17 protein-coding genes are annotated in these 19165 nt (G+C 62.3%); 14 read left to right on the top strand and 3 right to left on the bottom strand.

Annotation, left to right across the window (positions count from 1 at the left end):
- Nucleotides 1–5: 5 nt before the first annotated feature.
- The gene (locus Tal182_RS28090) at nt 6–572 is read left to right on the top strand and encodes a DedA family protein (RefSeq protein ID WP_085861605.1); all 567 of its coding nucleotides are present in this window, start codon (nt 6–8) and stop codon (nt 570–572) included.
- A gap of 14 nt (nt 573–586) precedes the next feature.
- On the opposite strand, the gene Tal182_RS28085 is transcribed toward Tal182_RS28090, so the two are convergent.
- Nucleotides 587–1630 carry an NAD(P)-dependent alcohol dehydrogenase gene (locus Tal182_RS28085; RefSeq protein WP_085861604.1) on the bottom strand — a complete coding sequence of 348 codons (1044 nt, stop codon included), beginning with the start codon at nt 1628–1630 and terminating at the stop codon, nt 587–589.
- A 495-nt stretch (nt 1631–2125) separates the two neighbouring features.
- Between Tal182_RS28085 and Tal182_RS28075 the strand changes: the two genes are divergently transcribed.
- The 8 genes from Tal182_RS28075 (at nt 2126) to Tal182_RS28035 (ending at nt 11476) form a co-directional block, all read left to right on the top strand.
- Complete coding sequence (locus tag Tal182_RS28075; protein WP_064808466.1) at nt 2126–2488, top strand: copper resistance protein CopC; 363 nt, start codon at nt 2126–2128, stop codon at nt 2486–2488.
- A gap of 327 nt (nt 2489–2815) precedes the next feature.
- On the top strand, nt 2816–2905 hold the full coding sequence (kdpF, locus tag Tal182_RS28065; protein ID WP_085739897.1) for a K(+)-transporting ATPase subunit F: 90 nt from the start codon (nt 2816–2818) through the stop codon (nt 2903–2905).
- 69 nt (nt 2906–2974) lie between these two features.
- Nucleotides 2975–4678: a potassium-transporting ATPase subunit KdpA gene (kdpA, locus tag Tal182_RS28060; RefSeq protein WP_085861602.1), complete on the top strand. Its 1704-nt coding sequence runs from the start codon at nt 2975–2977 to the stop codon at nt 4676–4678.
- Between the two features lie 64 nt (nt 4679–4742).
- On the top strand, nt 4743–6803 hold the full coding sequence (gene kdpB / locus Tal182_RS28055; protein ID WP_085861601.1) for a potassium-transporting ATPase subunit KdpB: 2061 nt from the start codon (nt 4743–4745) through the stop codon (nt 6801–6803).
- A 21-nt stretch (nt 6804–6824) separates the two neighbouring features.
- Nucleotides 6825–7394 carry a potassium-transporting ATPase subunit KdpC gene (kdpC, locus tag Tal182_RS28050; protein WP_085861600.1) on the top strand — a complete coding sequence of 190 codons (570 nt, stop codon included), beginning with the start codon at nt 6825–6827 and terminating at the stop codon, nt 7392–7394.
- 187 nt (nt 7395–7581) lie between these two features.
- Nucleotides 7582–10290 carry a sensor histidine kinase KdpD gene (locus Tal182_RS28045; protein ID WP_085861599.1) on the top strand — a complete coding sequence of 903 codons (2709 nt, stop codon included), beginning with the start codon at nt 7582–7584 and terminating at the stop codon, nt 10288–10290.
- A complete protein-coding gene (locus Tal182_RS28040) occupies nt 10287–10979 on the top strand; it encodes a response regulator transcription factor (RefSeq protein WP_064808457.1) in 693 nt (230 codons plus the stop codon). Before Tal182_RS28045 ends, Tal182_RS28040 begins: the two co-directional genes overlap by 4 nt.
- A gap of 41 nt (nt 10980–11020) precedes the next feature.
- Nucleotides 11021–11476, top strand: coding sequence for a PTS sugar transporter subunit IIA (locus tag Tal182_RS28035; protein WP_085861598.1), 456 nt, complete (start codon nt 11021–11023; stop codon nt 11474–11476).
- Between the two features lie 45 nt (nt 11477–11521).
- Here the strand turns inward: Tal182_RS28035 and Tal182_RS28030 are convergent, their stop codons facing one another.
- A complete protein-coding gene (locus tag Tal182_RS28030; RefSeq protein WP_064808453.1) occupies nt 11522–12538 on the bottom strand; it encodes a porin in 1017 nt (338 codons plus the stop codon).
- Between the two features lie 360 nt (nt 12539–12898).
- Here Tal182_RS28030 and Tal182_RS28025 point away from each other — a divergent pair, with 360 nt between their 5' ends.
- The 5 genes from Tal182_RS28025 (at nt 12899) to Tal182_RS28005 (ending at nt 17764) form a co-directional block, all read left to right on the top strand.
- Nucleotides 12899–13924: a sulfate ABC transporter substrate-binding protein gene (locus Tal182_RS28025; RefSeq protein ID WP_085861597.1), complete on the top strand. Its 1026-nt coding sequence runs from the start codon at nt 12899–12901 to the stop codon at nt 13922–13924.
- A gap of 8 nt (nt 13925–13932) precedes the next feature.
- Nucleotides 13933–14790 (top strand): sulfate ABC transporter permease subunit CysT, encoded by an 858-nt coding sequence (gene cysT, locus Tal182_RS28020; protein WP_085861596.1) that lies wholly within the window; start codon nt 13933–13935, stop codon nt 14788–14790.
- Complete coding sequence (gene cysW / locus Tal182_RS28015) at nt 14780–15649, top strand: sulfate ABC transporter permease subunit CysW (protein WP_085861595.1); 870 nt, start codon at nt 14780–14782, stop codon at nt 15647–15649. Before cysT ends, cysW begins: the two co-directional genes overlap by 11 nt.
- A gap of 10 nt (nt 15650–15659) precedes the next feature.
- The gene (locus Tal182_RS28010) at nt 15660–16700 is read left to right on the top strand and encodes a sulfate/molybdate ABC transporter ATP-binding protein (RefSeq protein WP_064808443.1); all 1041 of its coding nucleotides are present in this window, start codon (nt 15660–15662) and stop codon (nt 16698–16700) included.
- 245 nt (nt 16701–16945) lie between these two features.
- The gene (locus tag Tal182_RS28005) at nt 16946–17764 is read left to right on the top strand and encodes a cell wall hydrolase (RefSeq protein ID WP_064808441.1); all 819 of its coding nucleotides are present in this window, start codon (nt 16946–16948) and stop codon (nt 17762–17764) included.
- A gap of 31 nt (nt 17765–17795) precedes the next feature.
- Here the strand turns inward: Tal182_RS28005 and pepT are convergent, their stop codons facing one another.
- Nucleotides 17796–19028 carry a peptidase T gene (gene pepT, locus Tal182_RS28000; RefSeq protein ID WP_085861594.1) on the bottom strand — a complete coding sequence of 411 codons (1233 nt, stop codon included), beginning with the start codon at nt 19026–19028 and terminating at the stop codon, nt 17796–17798.
- Nucleotides 19029–19165 lie beyond the last annotated feature (137 nt).

Here is a 19165-nt window from a genome sequence, read left to right as displayed (position 1 = left end):
CGGGCATGTCTATCGAAGCGCTGATCGAAAACTACGGCCTGCTGGCGATTTTCCTCGGTGCAGCTTTCGAAGGCGAGACGGCCGCCTTCCTCGGCGGCGTGATTGCCCATCGCGAACTGCTCTCCTATTGGTCAGCGTCGCTCGCGGCCGTCGCAGGCTCCTTCGCCGGCGATCAGTTCTGGTTCTTCGCCGGCCGCTATGCCGGGCAATGGGCTCCCGTCCGACGGCTGATGGAAAGACCCGCGCTTGCCCGCGCGACCCGGCTGCTGGAGAAATATCAAACCGGCTTCATCCTGGCGTTCCGTTTTCTCGTCGGCTTGCGGACGATCAGCCCGATCGTCATCGGCACGACGCGGATAGCGACCGGCAAATTCGTCGTCCTGAATGCGGTAGCCGCGCTGGTGTGGGGGCAGCTTTTCACCGCGCTCGGTTATCTGTTCGGCCACGGCATCCAGCAGACGCTGGGCCACCTTCCCCTTCACCGCCATCTGTTGATCGCTGTTGCAGCCGCCGCTGTCGTCGCAGCCGCTGCTCTACTCTTTCGGATGAAACCAAGCGGCAGGCATCCGTAAAAGCGCTGCGGCGCCTATTCCATCACGATCTGCAGCTTCACGTCGCTCGGCCGGGCCTCGACAGCGCGGTCGAACGCCTTGATCGAATCGCCGAACGTGAACGTCTCCGATATCAGCGGCTTCAGGTCGACACGGCCTGATGCCAAGAGGGCAATCGAACGCTCATACTGGTGGGCATAGCGGAACACGGTTTCGATGCGGATTTCCTTGGTGGATGCCGTCGAGACGTCGAAGCCGATCGGGTTCACAGGCAGGCCGACCGCAACGATGACGCCGCCCGGGCGCGGCAGCGCCATGATCGTCTCCCAGGCCTTGGGCGACCCGGAGCATTCGAAGACCACATCCGCACCCCAGCCGTCGGTCAGCCGGCCGACCTCTTCGATCAGGTTCTTCTCGCGGATATTGACCGGGATGACGCCCTGATATTGCGCGGCGATGTCGAGCTTCGGCTGGGCGAGATCGGCGACAATCGCGCGGGCGCAGCCGCCGGCAAGGGCGGCAATCGCCACCATCGTGCCGATCGGCCCGGCGCCGAGCACGATAGCGGTATCGCCGGGCGTGATCTTCGCCTTGGCGGCCGCCTGCATGCCGACCGCGAAGGGCTCGACCATCGCTCCTTCGGCGAAACTGACATTGTCGGGCAGCTTGAACGTATAATTGGCCGGATGCACCACCTCGGGCGTCAGCACGCCATGGATTGGGGGCGTCGCCCAGAAGCTGACGGCAGGGTCGATATTGTACATACCGAGCCGGCTCGCCTTGGAGTTCGGATCGGGGATGCCCGGCTCCATGCAGACGCGGTCGCCGACTTGCAGATGTGTGACACCGGCCCCCACCTCGATCACCGTGCCGGCCGCCTCGTGGCCGAGCACCATCGGCGCGTTGACGACGAAGGGGCCGATCTTGCCGTGGGTGTAATAATGAACGTCCGAACCGCAGACGCCGACGGTATGAATCTTGATCTTCACCTGCCCCGGCCCTGTCTCCAGCGGCAGATCGATATCGCGCAACGCAAGCTCATGCTGGCGCTCCAGCACCAGCGCACGGACTTTGGTCATTCTCGGTTTCCTTCCCTATGGCCCGGCGATTCAGAGGGTGCCGTTGAGCCGACTATAAGACCGTAAGGCGCTTCAATTCAACCGTCTTCGTAAGCTTTTGCTCATCACGTGACGAAATGCTCATATGCGTAGCCCGAAAGATAACCGCTGATAAACCTCCGTATGATTCCGGAAGAGAGCACCGGAGAGTACAGTCTTCATCATCAGCCACGACACTGTGGGAGGCGGCAAAAGAGATGAAGCATGATAATGACAATATCCGCGGGAAAGGGCTTTCCTCGAGGATCTTCCGACGGTTCCGAAAGTTCTGGCGCCGATTGGTGGCCGATTGGAACACCGCCCTTCAGAGGGACAACCCGGGGCAGCCAATGCGCGTCATTCTGCGGACTTGGGATCGAAATCGCCTCCGGCAGCGTTAATAGCTGCAGCCCGCATGGCGTGGCGGAAGCGTGATGGCTTCCGGCGCCAGTGGCTCGGCAATACAGGAAGGCCATCATGAAGCCGGTCGTGTCATTCTGCCTGTTCGCATCCCTTCTCTTCGCTGCCAACCAGGCCACTGCTGCCCTGGAACAAGCGTCGCTGCCCCCGCAGCAGCAGGAAGAGGAGCTCGTACCGGCCAATGTCGAGCTTACCTTCAGCGGTCCCGTCGATCTTGCCCGCTCGACCGCCATCTTGCTCGATGCTAAAGGCAGGGCGCTTCCCCTGGGCAAGCCGTTCCTCTCCGGCCCCGAAGGATCCATATTCAAGATCCCGCTCGATCCCGCAATGGCGCCCGGCCTCTATACCCTCGACTGGCACGTCCTCTCGATGGACGGCCGCAGCGCCGAAGGCCGCTACCAGTTCCGGGTCGATCCTTGAATTTCAAGATCGCGCCAGGTTCTCGTTTCCGCTGTAGCCGCCTGAAAGCATTTATAAGATTTTTATATTGATGCCGTTTCGGCCGTCTCGAACCTTTATGCGCTCCGGCTCCATATTGGTGCCCGAGAGATCCAAAGATTATCTCCACGCCAGAAAGCATGAAAGGCAGTCGCCAACGGCGGCGGCCCTTTGTCTTGTCTGACTCCAACAAGAACAACAGGAGTCACGATCATGATGGATACCATTCTGCTCGGCACCGCGATCCTATTCTTCGCGCTGTGCTTTGCCTATGTCGGAGCCTGCGACAGGCTCTAAGGAGAAACGACGATGACCCTCGATTATCTCCTGAGCGGCGCCGTAACCGTGTTTCTCACCGTTTACCTCACCTATGCTCTCTTGCGCCCAGAACGCTTCTGAAAAAACCGACGATTCCGAAGCCGCGCCTGCGCGACCGGGAACCAGCCGGGTATTGAAAGTTTTAGCTCCATGACCCTCAACGGATGGCTTCAGATCCTGCTCTATTGCGGGATCGTCCTTTTGCTCGTCAAACCGCTCGGCGGCTACATGACGCGCGTCTATAACGGCGAACGAACATTCCTCTCGCCCGTCCTCGTTCCGATCGAACGCGGACTTTACCGCATGGCCGGCACCGGCGAAGGCGAGGAGCAGCATTGGACCTCCTATGCCTTCGCGATGCTGATGTTCAACCTTCTCGGCGTCCTCCTCCTCTACGCGCTGATGCGCCTGCAGGGCTTTCTGCCCTACAATCCGGCCGGCATGGCTGCCGTTCCGCCGGAGCTTTCCTTCAACACCGCCGTCAGTTTTCCCACAAACACCAACTGGCAGAACTACGGCGGCGAAAGCACCATGTCCTATCTCACGCAGATGGCCGGCCTGACGGTGCAGAATTTCCTTTCCGCCGCAACCGGCATGGCCATCGCAGTCGCCTTCATCCGCGCCTTCGCACGGGCGTCCGGCAAGGCGATCGGCAATTTCTGGGTCGATATGATCCGCGGCACGCTCTACATCCTGCTGCCGATCTGCATCGTGCTGACGCTCGTCTTCGTTTATCTCGGCGTGCCGCAGACGCTCGGCCCCTATGTCGATGCGACGACGCTCGAAGGCGCCAGGCAGACGATTGCGGTCGGCCCGGTCGCCTCGCAGCTCGCGATCAAGATGCTCGGCACCAATGGCGGCGGTTTCTTCAACACCAATTCCGCCCATCCGTTCGAAAATCCCGATGCGATCTCCAATCTCCTCCAGATGGTCTCGATCTTCGCGATCGGTGCGGGTCTCACCAACGTCTTCGGCCGCATGGTCGGCAATCAGCGCCAGGGCTGGGCAATTCTGGCCGCGATGGGCGCGCTGTTCGTCGTCGGCGTCGGCATCACCTATTGGGCGGAAGCGGCCGGCAATCCGCTGATGCATGCCTTCGGCCTCACCGGCGGCAATATGGAGGGGAAAGAAGTCCGCTTCGGCGTCGCCCTGTCCTCGCTCTTCGCCGTCATCACCACCGCCGCTTCCTGCGGCGCGGTCAACGCCATGCATGGTTCGTTCACCGCTCTCGGCGGCCTGATCCCGCTGATCAACATGCAGTTCGGCGAAATCATTGTCGGCGGTGTGGGTGCCGGCTTCTACGGCATCCTGCTGTTCATCATCGTCGCCGTCTTCGTCGCCGGCCTGATGGTCGGCCGGACGCCGGAATATCTCGGCAAGAAGATTGAGGCGAAGGAAATGAAGATGGCCATTCTTGCCATCCTCTGCCTGCCGCTCGCCATGCTGGTTTTCACCGCAATCGCAAGCGTGCTGCCTTCCGCCGTCGCTTCGGTCGGCACCGCCGGTCCGCATGGCTTCTCCGAGATCCTCTATGCCTATACCTCGGCTGCAGCCAATAATGGCTCGGCCTTCGGCGGCCTGACGGGCAATACCCCCTGGTACAATGTGACGCTCGGCATCGGTATGCTCGCCGGCCGGTTCCTGGTCATCATTCCGGCCCTTGCAATCGCCGGCTCGCTGATCGCCAAGAAAACGGTTCCGGCCTCGGCTGGCACCTTCCCGACCGACGGCCCGCTCTTCGTCGCCCTGCTGATCGGCACGATCCTGATCGTCGGCGGCCTGACCTTCTTCCCGGCGCTGGCCCTCGGTCCGATTGTCGAACACCTGGTCACGATCGCCGGCCAGACCTTCTGAGGCGATGCCGTAATCCGCATCCCAGGGTTCCTTCGCCGTCCTCGTTTCAAAGCTGGAGTCTCTTATGAGCCAGGCAAAATCCGCGAGCATCATCGATTCTCGCATCCTCGTTCCCGCCGTCGGTGCCGCCTTCCGGAAGCTCGATCCACACGCCCTTGCCAGAAATCCGGTCATGTTCGTCGTGGCCACGGTTTCGGTGCTGACCACCGTCCTCTTCCTGCGCGACCTCGTGGCGGGCAACGGCAATCTCGGCTTCTCGTTCCAGATCAATCTCTGGCTCTGGTTCACCGTGCTCTTTGCCAATTTCGCCGAGGCCGTCGCCGAAGGCCGCGGCAAGGCGCAGGCGGATTCGCTGCGCAAGGCGCGCACCGAAACCCAGGCCAAGCTGCTGACCGCCAACAATAGCAGCGACTACCGCATGGTGCCCGGCACCAGCCTCAAGGTCGGCGATATCGTGCTGGTCGAAGCCGGCGACATCATCCCCTCGGACGGCGAAGTCATCGAAGGTGTCGCCTCCGTCAACGAAGCGGCGATCACAGGCGAATCCGCTCCTGTCATCCGCGAATCCGGCGGCGACCGCTCGGCGGTGACAGGCGGCACCCAGGTGCTCTCCGACTGGATCCGCGTGCGCATCACCGCGGCGGCCGGCTCCACCTTCCTCGACCGGATGATCTCGCTGGTCGAAGGCGCGCAGCGCCAGAAGACGCCGAACGAGATTGCGCTCAACATCCTGCTCGCCGGCATGACGCTGATCTTCGTGCTCGCCACTGCGACGATCCCGAGCTTTGCCATCTATGCCGGCGGCTCGATCCCGATCATCGTGCTCGTCGCCCTCTTCGTCACCCTGATCCCGACAACGATCGGCGCGCTCTTGTCGGCGATCGGCATTGCCGGCATGGACCGCCTCGTCCGCTTCAACGTGCTTGCCATGTCCGGCCGCGCCGTCGAAGCGGCCGGCGACGTCGACACGCTGCTGCTCGACAAAACAGGCACGATCACGCTCGGCAACCGTCAGGCGACGGCCTTCCGCCCGGTTCGCGGCGTTTCCGAGCAGGAGCTCGCCGATGCCGCCCAGCTCGCCTCGCTTGCCGACGAAACTCCGGAAGGCCGTTCGATCGTCGTGCTCGCCAAGGAGAAATATGCGATCCGCGGCCGCGACATGGCGAGCCTCAAGGCCAGCTTCGTGCCTTTCACCGCGCAGACCCGCATGAGCGGCGTCGATCTCGAAGGTGCCTCGATCCGCAAAGGTGCGGTCGATACCGTGCTCGCCTATGTCAACGGCGACGCCCCCTCGAAGAACGGCAACGAGGTTATGCGCGAGCTGCAGTCGATATCAGATGAGGTCGCCAAATCGGGCGGAACGCCGCTCGCCGTCGCCCGCGACAGCAGGTTGCTCGGCATCGTCCAGCTGAAGGACATCGTCAAGGGCGGCATCCGCGAACGCTTCACGGAACTGCGCCGCATGGGCATCCGCACGGTGATGATCACGGGCGACAACCCGCTGACGGCGGCGGCCATCGCCGCAGAAGCCGGTGTCGACGACTTCCTCGCCCAGGCGACGCCGGAGATGAAGCTGGCGCTGATGCGCGAGGAACAGGCCAAGGGCAAGCTCGTCGCCATGTGCGGCGACGGCACCAATGACGCGCCCGCACTCGCCCAGGCCGATGTCGGCGTCGCCATGAACACCGGCACGGTCGCCGCCCGCGAGGCCGGCAACATGGTCGATCTCGACAGCGATCCAACGAAGCTCATCGAGATCGTCGAGATCGGCAAGCAGCTCCTGATGACACGCGGCGCGCTGACGACCTTCTCGATCGCCAACGACATCGCCAAGTACTTTGCCATCATCCCGGCGATGTTCCTGACCTTCTACCCGCAGCTCGGCATCCTCAACATCATGGGGCTGTCGACGCCGCAGAGTGCCATCCTCTCGGCGATCATCTTCAACGCGCTCATTATCATCGCGCTGATCCCGCTGTCGCTGAAGGGTGTCCGTTACCGGCCGATCGGCGCCGGTGCGCTTCTGTCGCGCAACCTGCTGATCTACGGCCTCGGCGGCATCGTCGTTCCCTTCGTCGGCATCAAGGCGATCGACATGGCCGTCGCGGCCCTCGGTCTCGCCTGACATCTCCAGGAGCTAAGAACAATGTTTAGAGAATTTCGCCCGGCCGTCGTTATGATCGTTGCCACCACGGCCATCACGGGCCTGCTTTATCCGCTCGCGATGACGGGTGCCGCCCAGGCGCTCTTCCCAACCCAGGCGAATGGCAGCCTGATCGAGAAGAATGGTCAGGTGATCGGCTCGAGGCTGATCGGCCAGGCCTTCACCGGCGACAAGTATTTCCACGGCCGTCCGTCGGCCGCCGGCGATGGCTACAACGCCGCCGCCTCCGGCGGCTCGAACCTCGGCCCGACCAGCCGGAAACTGATCGACCGCGTGAAGGGCGACTACGAAAGCGCCAAGGCGGCAAACCCGAACGCCGAGGTGCCGGCCGACCTCGTCACCGCGTCCGGCAGCGGCCTCGATCCCGATATTTCGCCCGAGGCCGCCTACTTCCAGGTGGCGCGCGTCGCCAAGGCGCGTGGCATGGATGAAGCCAAGGTCAAGGCGCTGGTCGCCGGCGCCGTCCACGACCGCGAGCTCGGCATTCTCGGCGAACCCACCGTCAATGTTCTGGCGTTGAACCAGAGCCTTGATGCTTCTATGACTGAGTGAAGGTTGGCGCCAACGGCAGCCCCTCACCCTAACCCTCTCCCCATTCTGACGGGGAGAGGGGACGTGCCAGGTGAGAGCTCGGCGGCATGTCCCCTTCGCCCCGTTTACGGGGAGAAGGTGGCGGCAGCCGGATGAGGGGCTGGTCTCGCCGATCTCAAGTACAGCCATTCGCAGAAAGACCACACGCATGCCAGACGACAACCGCGACCAGGCCGGCAGGCCCTCGCCCGATGCGCTGCTCGAAAAAGCCCGGGCGGAGATGCGCGGCCGTCTGAAGATCTTTCTGGGCGCCGCCCCAGGTGTCGGCAAGACTTACGAAATGCTGGTCTCCGGCCGTGCCAAGATCGCCGACGGCCTCGACGTCGTCATCGGCGTTGTCGAGACTCACGGCCGCAAGGAGACCGAGGCGCTGCTCGCCGGTTTCGAGATCATTTCTCGCGTCAAGATCGACTATAAGGGCCGTCCGCTCGAGGAAATGGACCTCGACGGCATCCTCGCCCGCAGGCCCGATCTCGTGCTGGTCGATGAACTCGCCCATACCAATGCCGAGGGCAGCCGGCACCCGAAGCGCTACCTCGACGTCAAGGAATTGCTCGATCGCGGCATCGACGTCTATACGACGCTCAACATTCAGCATGTCGAGAGCCTGAACGACGTCGTCTCGCAGATCACCCGCATCCGCGTGCGCGAGACGGTGCCGGATTCGATCATCGACCTTGCCGACGACGTCGAGATCATCGATCTGACGCCGGACGATCTGATCAAGCGCCTGCATGACGGCAAAGTCTATGTACCCCGCACCGCCGAGCGGGCGCTGACCAACTATTTCACCCCGGGCAACCTGACGGCGCTGAGAGAACTTGCGCTGCGCAAAACCGCGCAGCGCGTCGACGATCAGTTGCTCACCCATATGCAGGCTCACGCGATCTCCGGCCCCTGGGCGGCGGGCGAACGTGTCCTCGTCTCGATTGACCATCATCCGCGCTCCGCCTCGCTGGTGCGATATGCAGCCCGTATGGCCTCGCGCCTGCGCGCGCCCTGGGCCGCCGTCTATGTCGAGACCAACCGTTCGGTCAATCTGACCGAAGCCGAGCGCGATACCGTTGCCGCAACGCTGCGTCTTGCCGAACAGCTCGGCGGCGAGGCGATCACCATACCCGGCCGCGAGGTCGCCGAAGAGCTCGTCCGCCACGCCACCGCCAACAACGTCACCCACATCGTCATCGGCGCCCCCAAGGCGGCGACGTGGCGTGACTGGTGGAGCCGTTCGATCACTGACGAACTGATCCGCAAGACCGGCGAGATCAGCGTCCATGTCATTTCAGGCAACGAGAAGGACGGCACCACCGCGCGCGGCGTCCGGGCGGCGGTCACACCCCCCCAATTCGATTTCAGAGCCTATCTGCTGGCGACCGTCTATGTCGCCATCGCGCTTGGCGTCAGCATCGTGCTCGATCAGGTGCTCGACGTGCGCAACCTCGCCCTCGTCTTCCTAATGGCGGTGCTGACCTCCGCCGTCCTGCATGGGTTACGGCCGGCGCTCTACAGCTGTATTCTCGGCGCGCTGTCCTTCAACTTCTTCTTCCTGCCGCCGCGCTACACGCTGACGATCAGCGATCCGGAAAGCGTGCTTGCCTTCTTCTTCTTCCTGGGCGTCGCCATCATCGCCAGCAATCTGACCGCGACGGTGCAGCGCCAGGCGGCGGCCGCCCGGCAGCGGGCGCGCACGACGGAAGATCTCTATCTCTTCTCGAAAAAGCTCGCCGGCACCGGCACGCTCGATGACGTGCTCTGGGCGACCGCCTTCCAGCTCGCCTCGATGCTGAAGGTCCGCGTCGTGCTGCTGCTGCCCGAAGAAGGCAGCATCGCCGTCAAGGCCGGTTATCCCCCCGACGACACGCTGGACGATGCCGATATCGCAGCCGCCCGCTGGGCCTGGGAGCACAATCACGCCGCCGGCCGCGGCGCCGATACCCTGCCCGGCGCCAAGCGGCTCTATGTGCCGCTCAGAACCGGGCGCACCGCCGTCGGCGTCATCGGCCTCGACAGCGACCGTCGCGACGGGCCGCTGCTGACGCCGGAGCAGCAGCGCCTGCTCGACGCGCTGGCCGATCAGGCGGCCCTTGCGATCGAACGCGTCCAGCTCGTCGCCGATGTCGACCGGGCAAGGCTCGCGGCCGAAGCCGACCGGTTGCGGTCGGCCCTGCTCACCTCGATTTCGCATGACCTGAAAACACCGCTGGCGGCCATCCTCGGCGCCGCCGGCACGCTGCGCGACTATTTTGCTTCGATGCCGGAGGAGGATCGCAGCGACCTGCTCTCGACCGTCGTTGACGAATCCGAGCGCCTCAACCGCTTCATCGCCAACCTGCTCGACATGACCAAGATCGAATCCGGTGCGATGGAGCCGAATTTTGCGTTGCATTATGCCGGCGATATCGTCGGCAGCGCGCTGCGTCGCGCCGCAAAGATGCTCGAGCGCCACAAGACCGAGACGAGCATTCCCGCCAACCTGCCGATGGTGCGCGTCGATCCTGTCCTGTTCGAGCAGGTGATCTTCAACCTGCTCGACAATGCCGCGAAATATGCGCCCGAGGGATCGGTGGTCCATATCGAGGGCTGGGCCGATGCCGACAATGTCGTCCTGCAGGTCTCGGACGAAGGTCCGGGCATTCCACCCGCCGATCTCACCCGCGTCTTCGACACCTTCTATCGTGTCCGCAAGGGCGATCAGGTGCGCGCCGGCACCGGCCTCGGCCTTTCCATCTGCCGCGGTTTCATCGAGGCGATGGGCGGCACGATCACCGCCGCCAACCGAAAGGGCCGCCGGGGCGCCGTCTTCGCCATTCACCTGCCGAAGCCCAACGACATACCGAAACTGGACGAACTCAGATGACCGGTTCAGCCGTCAAGATCCTCGTCGTCGACGACGAGCCCCCGATCCGCAAGCTGCTTCGCGTCGGCCTGACCGCGCAGGGCTACGAGGTGCAGGAGGCGCCGAATGCCGTCAGCGCCCGCCGGTTGGTCGCCGACGACAAGCCCGATCTCATCGTGCTCGATCTCGGCCTGCCCGACACGCCGGGCCATGACTTGCTTCAGGAGTGGCGCGATGAAGGCCTGTCCATACCCGTCGTCATCCTCTCCAGCCGCACCGACGAGGCCGGCATCGTCAAGGCGCTGGAAAGCGGCGCCGACGATTACGTCACCAAGCCCTTCGGCATCAACGAACTTGGCGCCCGCATCCGCGTGGCGCTGCGCCATCGCCTGCAGCAGCAGGGCGAAAAGGCGATCTTCCAGACCGGCGGGCTGTCGGTCGACCTCGTCAAGCGCATTGTCAAGGTCGACAGCGAGGAAATAAAATTGTCGCCGAAGGAATATGACATCCTGCGCGTGCTCGCCCAGCATGCCGGCAAGGTGCTGACACATCAGTTCCTTTTGAAGCAGGTATGGGGGCCGGCGGCCGATGTGCAATATCTGCGCGTCTACATCAGGCAGCTCAGACAGAAGATCGAGCAGAGCCCCGACCAGCCGCACTATATCACCACCGAGACCGGAGTCGGCTATCGTCTCAGGGAGCCGGACTGACCTGCGCTCTCACCCGCCGCCTGAACAGTATCGAGAATGACATGTATCTTCCCAACATCATACGGCCGGAACACACCTTCATCGGCGTGTCGGCACCGACAAAATGGCGCGCGCTGCATATCATAGCGGACAAGGCAGCCAAGGCCTTTTCCGTCGACAGCCAGACCATTCTGAAGGCGCTCGAAGCGCGTGAGAAGCTCGGCTCCACCGGGATCGGCAATGGCATTGCCATTCCGCATGCCGCGATCGACGGCATGACCAGTCCGCGCGGCCTTCTCATCCGCTTCGCGCAGCCGCTGGATTTCGAAGCGATCGACGATGTCCCGACGGACATCGCCTTTGTGCTCATCTTCGGGGAGAACAATCGCGGCGAATATCTGAACGTGCTGTCGGCCATCGCCCGGCGGCTGCAATCGGATGGCGTGCTTGCCGCCATGCGCAGGGCAAGGACAGCGGACGAATTCTATTCCGATTTCATCGCTGATTCCCGGGCATAAAGCGCGGCCCGAAGGCCGCGCCCGCTTGTCTGCAATCAGACCAACTTAGAAGTCGCGCTGGAAGCGCAGGAAGCCGAAGACTTCGTCGTCGCCTTCGTCCTCATCGTGGTACTGCACGCTAAGTTTCGTTCTGAGGTCGTCGACGATCCGGTAGTCGATCGTCACACCGGTCGTGTAGGCGCTGCCGCCGGTGAAGCCATTGCCGTCAGCCTCCAGGGCGATGTTTTCGAAGTACTGGAAGCCCGGGGTGACCGTCCACTTGTCGTTGATCTTCAAGGCGTATTCTGCTGCGATCGTCCATTCGGACTCTTCGTAGTAGTAGTTGGCGCCGCTTGCCCAGATGCCGGCGATGCCGAGCGTGCCCGGACCGATGTCGGCATAGACGATGCCGCGGACGGCGACTTCGCTGGTGTCGGTGTCATAACCGGCAAGCAGGTAAGCGCTGATGGCGCCGGCCTTGTAGGAAACCTGGCCTGCGACACCGAAGTTGTTCGGGCCTTCGCCCGGCTTGGTGGCGTAATCTTCTTCCAGCTCATCGACCGAGAGGCCGGCGGCGAAAGCGCCATTCTCGTACTGATAACGGATCGAGTTGTGGGTCGTCTCGTTGCTGGCGAGCGTATCGGTCTCGCCGCTCATGTCGTCGTCCCACCAGCTATAGAGCTTACCGACGCGGAAACCGGCGATGTCGATATAGCCTTCATCCAGCAGCGCTTCCTGATCGGAGGCGTTGTCGGCATTATAACGCAGCGTCATGACGCCGGTCAGCGTGCCGTACTCGGTGTCGTTCTTGGCCTGGAAGGTCACCTGACCGCGAGTCCAGAAGTTTACGTCGGAATCGCCGGCAATGTTGTCACCGAAGCGCACTTCGGTACGGATGTAGCCGCCGATCGAAAGGCATGTTTCCGTTCCCGGAATATAAAAATAGCCGGTACCGTAGGCGTCGCAAACGCGAACATATTCCACGGGCTCGGGTTCCGCCGCCACGATGGCGTCGGCTGCGCGTGCTCCGGATGCCGCGACAAGGGCGGCAACGGAGGCAAAAAGGATAGTTCTGATATTCATTTTGAATGGCCCTAACAGGTTTGGATTGCGAGGCGCATTTCAAGGGATGCCCCCACGTAGCGGCCGGCAAATACGACCGCACCGCCGCCATATAGGAATCCACAAGTGCCATCGCGGCCAAATGCGGGCAAAAATCAGCGTTGCTCACGCCTGATGTGGAGGAACTGTGGCCAAAAAAACACGGTTTTGCGGCATGGCTGCGGCAACCGGGCGATTGGCCGCGGCCAACTCCGGCACGCCCATTTCAAAGTCAGCATTCAAATGGAATGACATTCTAACTGACCCACTTGAACAGGAACAAGTTTCGTTTCCTTATACGACTGACTTGATAGAGTTAAGGCAGATAACAGGAGGGTTCCCATGCAGACACAACGGTTCACCCGGCTCATCGCGGCCGTGGTCATGGCAGGCAGCTTCGTCATCGGGAGCATTGCGCCGTCATACGCGGATCAGGCGCTGCTCAACGTTTCCTATGACCCGACGCGTGAATTGTACAAGGATTTCAATGCCGCCTTTGCCGCCAAGTGGCAGAAGGATACGGGTGAAACCGTCACGATCAAAGCTTCGCACGGCGGCTCCGGCGCCCAGGCGCGCTCGGTCATCGACGGTCTCGACGCCGACATCGTCACGCTTGCCCTCGAAGGCGATATCGACGCCATCGCCAAGGCGACTGGCAAGATCCCGGCCGACTGGAAGAGCAAGCTTCCGAACAATTCGACCCCCTACACCTCGACGATTGTCTTCCTCGTCCGCAAAGGCAATCCGAAGGGCATCAAGGATTGGGGCGACCTGATCAAGGATGACGTGCAGGTCATCACCCCCAACCCGAAGACCTCGGGCGGCGCACGCTGGAATTTCCTCGCCGCCTGGGCATGGGCCAAGCAGGCGAATGGCGGCGACGATGCCAAGGCGCAGGACTACGTCGCCAAGCTGCTGCAGCATGTTCCGGTTCTCGATACCGGCGCGCGCGGCGCCACGACCACCTTCGTCCAGCGCGGCCTCGGCGATGTGCTGCTGGCCTGGGAAAACGAAGCCTATCTTTCGCTCGAAGAGCTCGGCCCCGACCAGTTCGAAATCGTGACGCCGACCTTCTCCATCCGTGCCGACCCGCCGGTCGCGGTCGTCGATGGCAATGTCGACAAGAAGGGCACGCGCAAGGTCGCCGAAGCCTACCTCAACTACCTCTACTCCGACGAAGGCCAGAAGATCGCCGCCAAGCATTATTACCGGCCGATCAAGCCGGAGGCCGCCGATCCGGCCGATATCGCCCGCTTTCCGAAGCTGACGCTGGCCACGGTCGACGATTTCGGCGGCTGGAAAGAAGCACAGCCGAAATTCTTCGGCGACGGCGGCGTATTTGACCAAATCTACAAGCCGGCACAATAATAGATTTCATGAGAGCACATAGCCCCACGCGGTGGCGGTTCAGGCGGCCGAGCGTCATTCCGGGTTTCGGAATGGCGCTCGGCCTTACCTTAACCTGGCTCACCCTTCTGATCCTCATCCCGCTCTCCGGCCTTGCCGTCCGGTCGAGCGCGCTCGGCTGGGAGAAATTCTGGTCGATCGCGCTCGATCCGCGTACGCTCAACGCACTGCGCATCAGTTTCAGCACCGCCTTCGTCGCCGCGGTTGTCAATGCCGTTTTCGGCATCATCCTCGCCTGGGTGCTGGTGCGTTATCGCTTCCCCGGCAAACGCATCATCGATGCCATGGTCGACCTGCCCTTCGCACTGCCGACCGCCGTTGCCGGCATCGCGCTGACGACGCTCTATGCGCCGAACGGCTGGGTCGGCCAGTTCCTGACGCCGCTCGGCATCAAGATCGCCTTCACCCCGGCCGGCATCATCATCGCGCTGATCTTTGTCGGCCTGCCCTTCGTAGTGCGCACGGTGCAGCCGGTCATGGAGGAGATCGACAAGGAAGTTGAGGAGGCTGCGGCAACGCTTGGCGCCAACCGCTTCCAAACGATTTTCCGCGTGCTGCTGCCGGGGCTGGCGCCTGCCGTGCTCACCGGCTTCGCACTCGCCTTTGCCCGAGGCGTCGGCGAATACGGCTCGGTCATCTTCATCGCCGGCAACCTGCCGTTCAAATCGGAGATCGCGCCGCTGCTGATCGTCATCAAACTCGAAGAATACAATTATGCGGCGGCGACAGGCATTGCAGCGATCATGCTGATCCTTTCGTTCGCCATGCTGCTGGTCATCAATCTCATCCAGAGCTGGAGCAGGCGGAGGTACGGTTATGGCGCGTGATGCAACCGTTCAACCCAAGCTGCGTTCGGTGACGACCGAACACCGGATCGCGCGCTACAGCCTGATCGCCCTTTCGCTCGTCTTCCTGCTACTGATCCTGCTGCTGCCGCTCGCCGCCGTCTTCGTCGAGGCTTTCCGCAAGGGCGCCGGCCCTTTCATCGAGGCGCTCGAAGATCTCGAAACCTTCTCAGCGATCCGCCTGACACTGATCGTTGCCGGCATTAGCGTGCCGCTCAACCTCGCCTTCGGGGTCACCGCCGCCTGGGCGATCGCCAAGTTCGAGTTCAAGGGCAAGGCCTTTCTGACGACGCTGATCGACCTGCCCTTTTCGGTCTCGCCTGTCATTTCGGGCCTGGTCTTCGTCCTTCTCTTCGGCGCCAATACCTGGCTCGGCCACTGGCTCAGTGCCTACGAGATCAAGATCCTGTTCGCCGTGCCGGGATTGGTTCTGGCGACCATGTTCGTCACCTTCCCCTTTGTCGCCCGCGAACTGATCCCGCTGATGCAGGAACAGGGAACGGCCGACGAAGAGGCGGCCCTTTCGCTTGGCGCCAGCGGCTGGCAAACCTTCTGGTACGTGACGCTGCCGAACATCAAGTGGGGTCTGCTCTACGGCGTGCTGCTCTGCAACGCCCGCGCCATGGGCGAATTCGGGGCCGTGTCGGTCGTCTCCGGCCACATTCGCGGCCAGACGAATACCATGCCGCTGCAGGTGGAAATTCTCTACAACGAATATAATTTCACCGGCGCTTTCGCCGTCGCCACACTTTTGGCGCTGCTCGCGCTCGTGACTCTGGTTTTGAAGACACTGCTGGAAATGCGCTACAGCGCCGAAATATCCGCCAGCCGGCGGCACTGAAGGATTTGAAATGGAAGTACGCGTTCAAAACATTCGCAAGGAATTCGAGCGTTTTCCGGCGCTGCACGACGTCTCGCTCGACATCCGCTCCGGCGAGCTGATCGCACTGCTCGGCCCTTCGGGTTCCGGCAAGACGACATTGCTGCGGCTGATCGCCGGTTTGGAAAGCCCTACCGAGGGACAGATCTTCTTCGGCGACGAGGATGCCTCGAAGAAATCGGTACAGCAGCGCAATATCGGCTTCGTCTTCCAGCACTACGCGCTCTTCCGCTACATGACGGTGCTCGACAACGTCTCCTTCGGCCTGAGGGTCAGAAAGGGTGCCCGGCGTCCCGCGAAAGCCGACATCCGCAGGCGGGCGCTGGAACTGCTCGACCTCGTGCAGCTTTCCGGCCTCGAAAAACGCTATCCCGCCCAGCTTTCCGGCGGACAGCGCCAGCGTGTGGCACTCGCCCGCGCCATGGCGGTCGAGCCGAACGTGTTGCTGCTCGACGAACCTTTCGGAGCGCTCGATGCCCAGGTGCGCAAGGACCTGCGCAAATGGCTGCGCGAAATCCATGACCGCACCGGCCACACCACCGTCTTCGTCACCCACGACCAGGATGAGGCGCTGGAGCTTGCCGACCGCGTCGTCGTCATGAGCCAGGGTGCGATCGAGCAGGTCGGGACGCCCGACGAAGTCTATGATTATCCGAACTCGCCCTTCGTCTTCGGCTTCATCGGCCAGTCGAATTGCCTGCAGGTCGAAATCGCGGACGGCGACATCCGCTTCGAAGGTCGCTCGCTCGGCCTCAATGCCGAGGGTGAGCCCGACGGACCGGCGCAGCTCTACTTCCGCCCGCATGATGTCAGGCTCTGCGAATCAGCCGAAAACTGCATTGCCGGCCAGCCGGTCTCCAGCCGCCGCGTCGCCGGCACCCGTCATATCGAGCTCGATATCGGCAGTGAGCGCCCGCACGTCGAAATCGAACTGCCGCCGAGCGAGGCCGACAGGCTCGACCGGCACCGGGTGGCATTCAAGCCGACTCGCTGGAAGCTGTTTCGCAGCTGATTCGAGTTTCAGCGTCTTTGCCGACGGGCAGCAGGCTCTCCAACAGCTTGAGTTGGTGCATAATTCCTTAATTTTTGGGGATTATGCAGCAGACGGCCGCAGGCTAATCGCCGGAATCGCACGCGGCGAGAGTCTCTAAAGCCTTTTGTGATCTCTGGTTGTTTGTATTTCAGTCATATGACGAGTAAAAGATTTTTCGCGTTAATCATAAAGGGCTGGACTAATCCCATAGGAGGCACCTGGCGTTGAGGGCGGAGATTTCCTTTGGAAAATCCCTGATCGGGATTTTATTCGTAGGACTGGCGGCCGCAGGCTGCACCACAACACCAAAGCCGGCGACGACGCCGGCAAAGACAAAACAGGCTCAAGCGGCGAAAGTCACTTTCAATTATACCGCCAAGGATCGCGACTGCCTGAAGCGCGCGATGTATTTCGAATCGCAGCATTCCGACGAGGATGGTTATCTGGCCGTCGGCACCGTCGTCATGAACAGGCTGACGTCGGGCGCCTATCCACCGTCGATCTGCGGTGTTGTCGCCCAGGAGAAGCAGTTTGCGCCTGGGGTCATGACGCGGGAAGTCAAGCCGCAGGCCGAACCGGAACTCGCCACCGCGGCCGATGCGATCCTGCTGAAGGGTGCGCGCCATCCCCAGGTGAAGGATGCGATGTTCTTCCATACCGACGGTCTGAAATTCCCCTACGACAACATGCATTATGTGACGGTCGCCGGCGGCAATGCCTTCTACGAGAAGCGCGATTCCAATGGCATGCTGGAAACGCCGCCGCCGCTGCCGTCCTATGAGGTGGCGATGAATTATGTGCCCGGCGAAAGCATGCTGCCGCCGCAATTCGAGGCGCTGATACCCTCGGCCGTTCCCGTTCCTCTGCCGGCGCCCGATCCGATGCCGACGGCGAGCACGGCGCCGATGCAGATAACGGCCCCGGTAACCCAACCGGAAACCGCGCCTGCGCCCGAGCCGGCAATGCGGATCGCGATCCCGACGCCCCGCCCCGCCTATGACAGCGTGATGCTGCGCGGCGAGATCCCGGTAAACGGCGGATAAACCTGTATTTCGTTCAAGTGGGAAGAGCGCCTTAGGCGCGCTCCTCCCAGATCTTCGCAAGCTCCACGATCGTTGCGACGGCTTTTTCCATGTCCTGGCGGCTCACCCATTCGAGCGGCGAGTGGAAGGCATGGCCGCCGGCAAAAATGTTCGGGCACGGCAGCCCCATGAAGGAGAGCCGCGAGCCGTCCGTGCCGCCGCGAATGCTGCCGCGCACCGGCGTCATGCCGGCACGACGCACGGCCTCAAGCGCGTTCTCGACAATCTCCGGATGGCGGTCGAGCACCGTCTTCATGTTGCGGTATTGTTCCGTCACCTGGAAATGGTAGGTCGAGCCGGGATAGGCCGACATCACCTGCTTGACGATGGTTTCGAGCATCGCCTCCTTTTGCGCGAGCCCCTCGTCGGTAAAGTCGCGAACGATCAAGCTCAGCGACGCCTTTTCCATCGAGCCGGTGACGCCGACCGGATGGATGAAGCCCTGCTTGCCTTCCGTCGTCTCCGGCGCCACGTCCTTCGGCAACCGGTCGATGATGGCGCCGGCGATCTTGATGGCGTTCTCCATGCGGTCCTTGGCGAAACCCGGATGTATCGCCACGCCCGATATGCTGATCTCGACGCCGTCGGCCGAAAAGGTTTCGTCCTCGACGTGGCCCACCGTCTCGCCGTCCATCGTATAGGCGAAGTCCGCTCCGAGTTTATCCAGATCGACCTTGTTGACGCCGCGTCCGACTTCCTCGTCGGGCGTGAACAGGATCTTGATCGTTCCGTGCCGGATATCGGGATTGTCGACGAGAACCCGGGCCGCGGTCATGATTTCTGCCAGTCCCGCCTTGTCATCGGCGCCGAGCAAGGTCGTGCCATCGGTCGTGACGATGTCGTTGCCGATCTGGTTGCTGAGCTCGGGATGCTCGGCGACACGGATCACCCGGCTAGAATCGCCGACAAGCCTGATATCGCCGCCCGCATAATTCCTGACGATCTGGGGCTTGACGTCGGTGCCGCTGAAATCGGGCGCCGTGTCCATATGCGAGCAGAAACAGATGACAGGCACCGGCTTGTCGCTATTTCCAGGAATGGTCGCATAGACATAACCGTGTTCGTCCAGATGCGCGTCCGCAAGGCCGATCTCCAGCAGCTCGTCGACGAGCAGCCGCCCGAGATCCTTCTGCTTCTCGGTGGTCGGCTGCGTCGATGAAGAGGGATCGGATTGGGTGTCGATAACGACATAGCGGAGAAAGCGGTCGAGAACAGTGTCGGTCATGGCAATCCAGATTCAGTGAGACATCCCGAGGATATAGCCCTCGCGGGCGATCCGGCAAAAGATTTTTCCGCTGGATAAATGGTTCATCCCGACGGCAGCTTTATTAAGGGAGGATGGGATGGACTGGACCCGCGTGC

It is taken from the genome of Rhizobium sp. TAL182 (assembly GCF_002117725.1).
Taxonomy (GTDB): domain Bacteria; phylum Pseudomonadota; class Alphaproteobacteria; order Rhizobiales; family Rhizobiaceae; genus Rhizobium; species Rhizobium esperanzae.
Note: the sequence above shows the minus strand (reverse complement) of the source record. Positions and strands in the feature narration are given on the sequence as shown.

What these genes read in the sequence shown, in the direction of transcription:
- Tal182_RS28090 (WP_085861605.1), top strand. Translation starts at nt 6, where the DNA reads ATGTCTATCGAAGCGCTGATCGAAAACTACGGCCTGCTGGCGATTTTC.
- Tal182_RS28085 (WP_085861604.1), bottom strand. Translation starts at nt 1,630, where the DNA reads ATGACCAAAGTCCGTGCGCTGGTGCTGGAGCGCCAGCATGAGCTTGCG.
- Tal182_RS28075 (WP_064808466.1), top strand. Translation starts at nt 2,126, where the DNA reads ATGAAGCCGGTCGTGTCATTCTGCCTGTTCGCATCCCTTCTCTTCGCT.
- kdpF (WP_085739897.1), top strand. Translation starts at nt 2,816, where the DNA reads ATGACCCTCGATTATCTCCTGAGCGGCGCCGTAACCGTGTTTCTCACC.
- kdpA (WP_085861602.1), top strand. Translation starts at nt 2,975, where the DNA reads ATGACCCTCAACGGATGGCTTCAGATCCTGCTCTATTGCGGGATCGTC.
- kdpB (WP_085861601.1), top strand. Translation starts at nt 4,743, where the DNA reads ATGAGCCAGGCAAAATCCGCGAGCATCATCGATTCTCGCATCCTCGTT.
- kdpC (WP_085861600.1), top strand. Translation starts at nt 6,825, where the DNA reads ATGTTTAGAGAATTTCGCCCGGCCGTCGTTATGATCGTTGCCACCACG.
- Tal182_RS28045 (WP_085861599.1), top strand. Translation starts at nt 7,582, where the DNA reads ATGCCAGACGACAACCGCGACCAGGCCGGCAGGCCCTCGCCCGATGCG.
- Tal182_RS28040 (WP_064808457.1), top strand. Translation starts at nt 10,287, where the DNA reads ATGACCGGTTCAGCCGTCAAGATCCTCGTCGTCGACGACGAGCCCCCG.
- Tal182_RS28035 (WP_085861598.1), top strand. Translation starts at nt 11,021, where the DNA reads ATGTATCTTCCCAACATCATACGGCCGGAACACACCTTCATCGGCGTG.
- Tal182_RS28030 (WP_064808453.1), bottom strand. Translation starts at nt 12,538, where the DNA reads ATGAATATCAGAACTATCCTTTTTGCCTCCGTTGCCGCCCTTGTCGCG.
- Tal182_RS28025 (WP_085861597.1), top strand. Translation starts at nt 12,899, where the DNA reads ATGCAGACACAACGGTTCACCCGGCTCATCGCGGCCGTGGTCATGGCA.
- cysT (WP_085861596.1), top strand. Translation starts at nt 13,933, where the DNA reads ATGAGAGCACATAGCCCCACGCGGTGGCGGTTCAGGCGGCCGAGCGTC.
- cysW (WP_085861595.1), top strand. Translation starts at nt 14,780, where the DNA reads ATGGCGCGTGATGCAACCGTTCAACCCAAGCTGCGTTCGGTGACGACC.
- Tal182_RS28010 (WP_064808443.1), top strand. Translation starts at nt 15,660, where the DNA reads ATGGAAGTACGCGTTCAAAACATTCGCAAGGAATTCGAGCGTTTTCCG.
- pepT (WP_085861594.1), bottom strand. Translation starts at nt 19,028, where the DNA reads ATGACCGACACTGTTCTCGACCGCTTTCTCCGCTATGTCGTTATCGAC.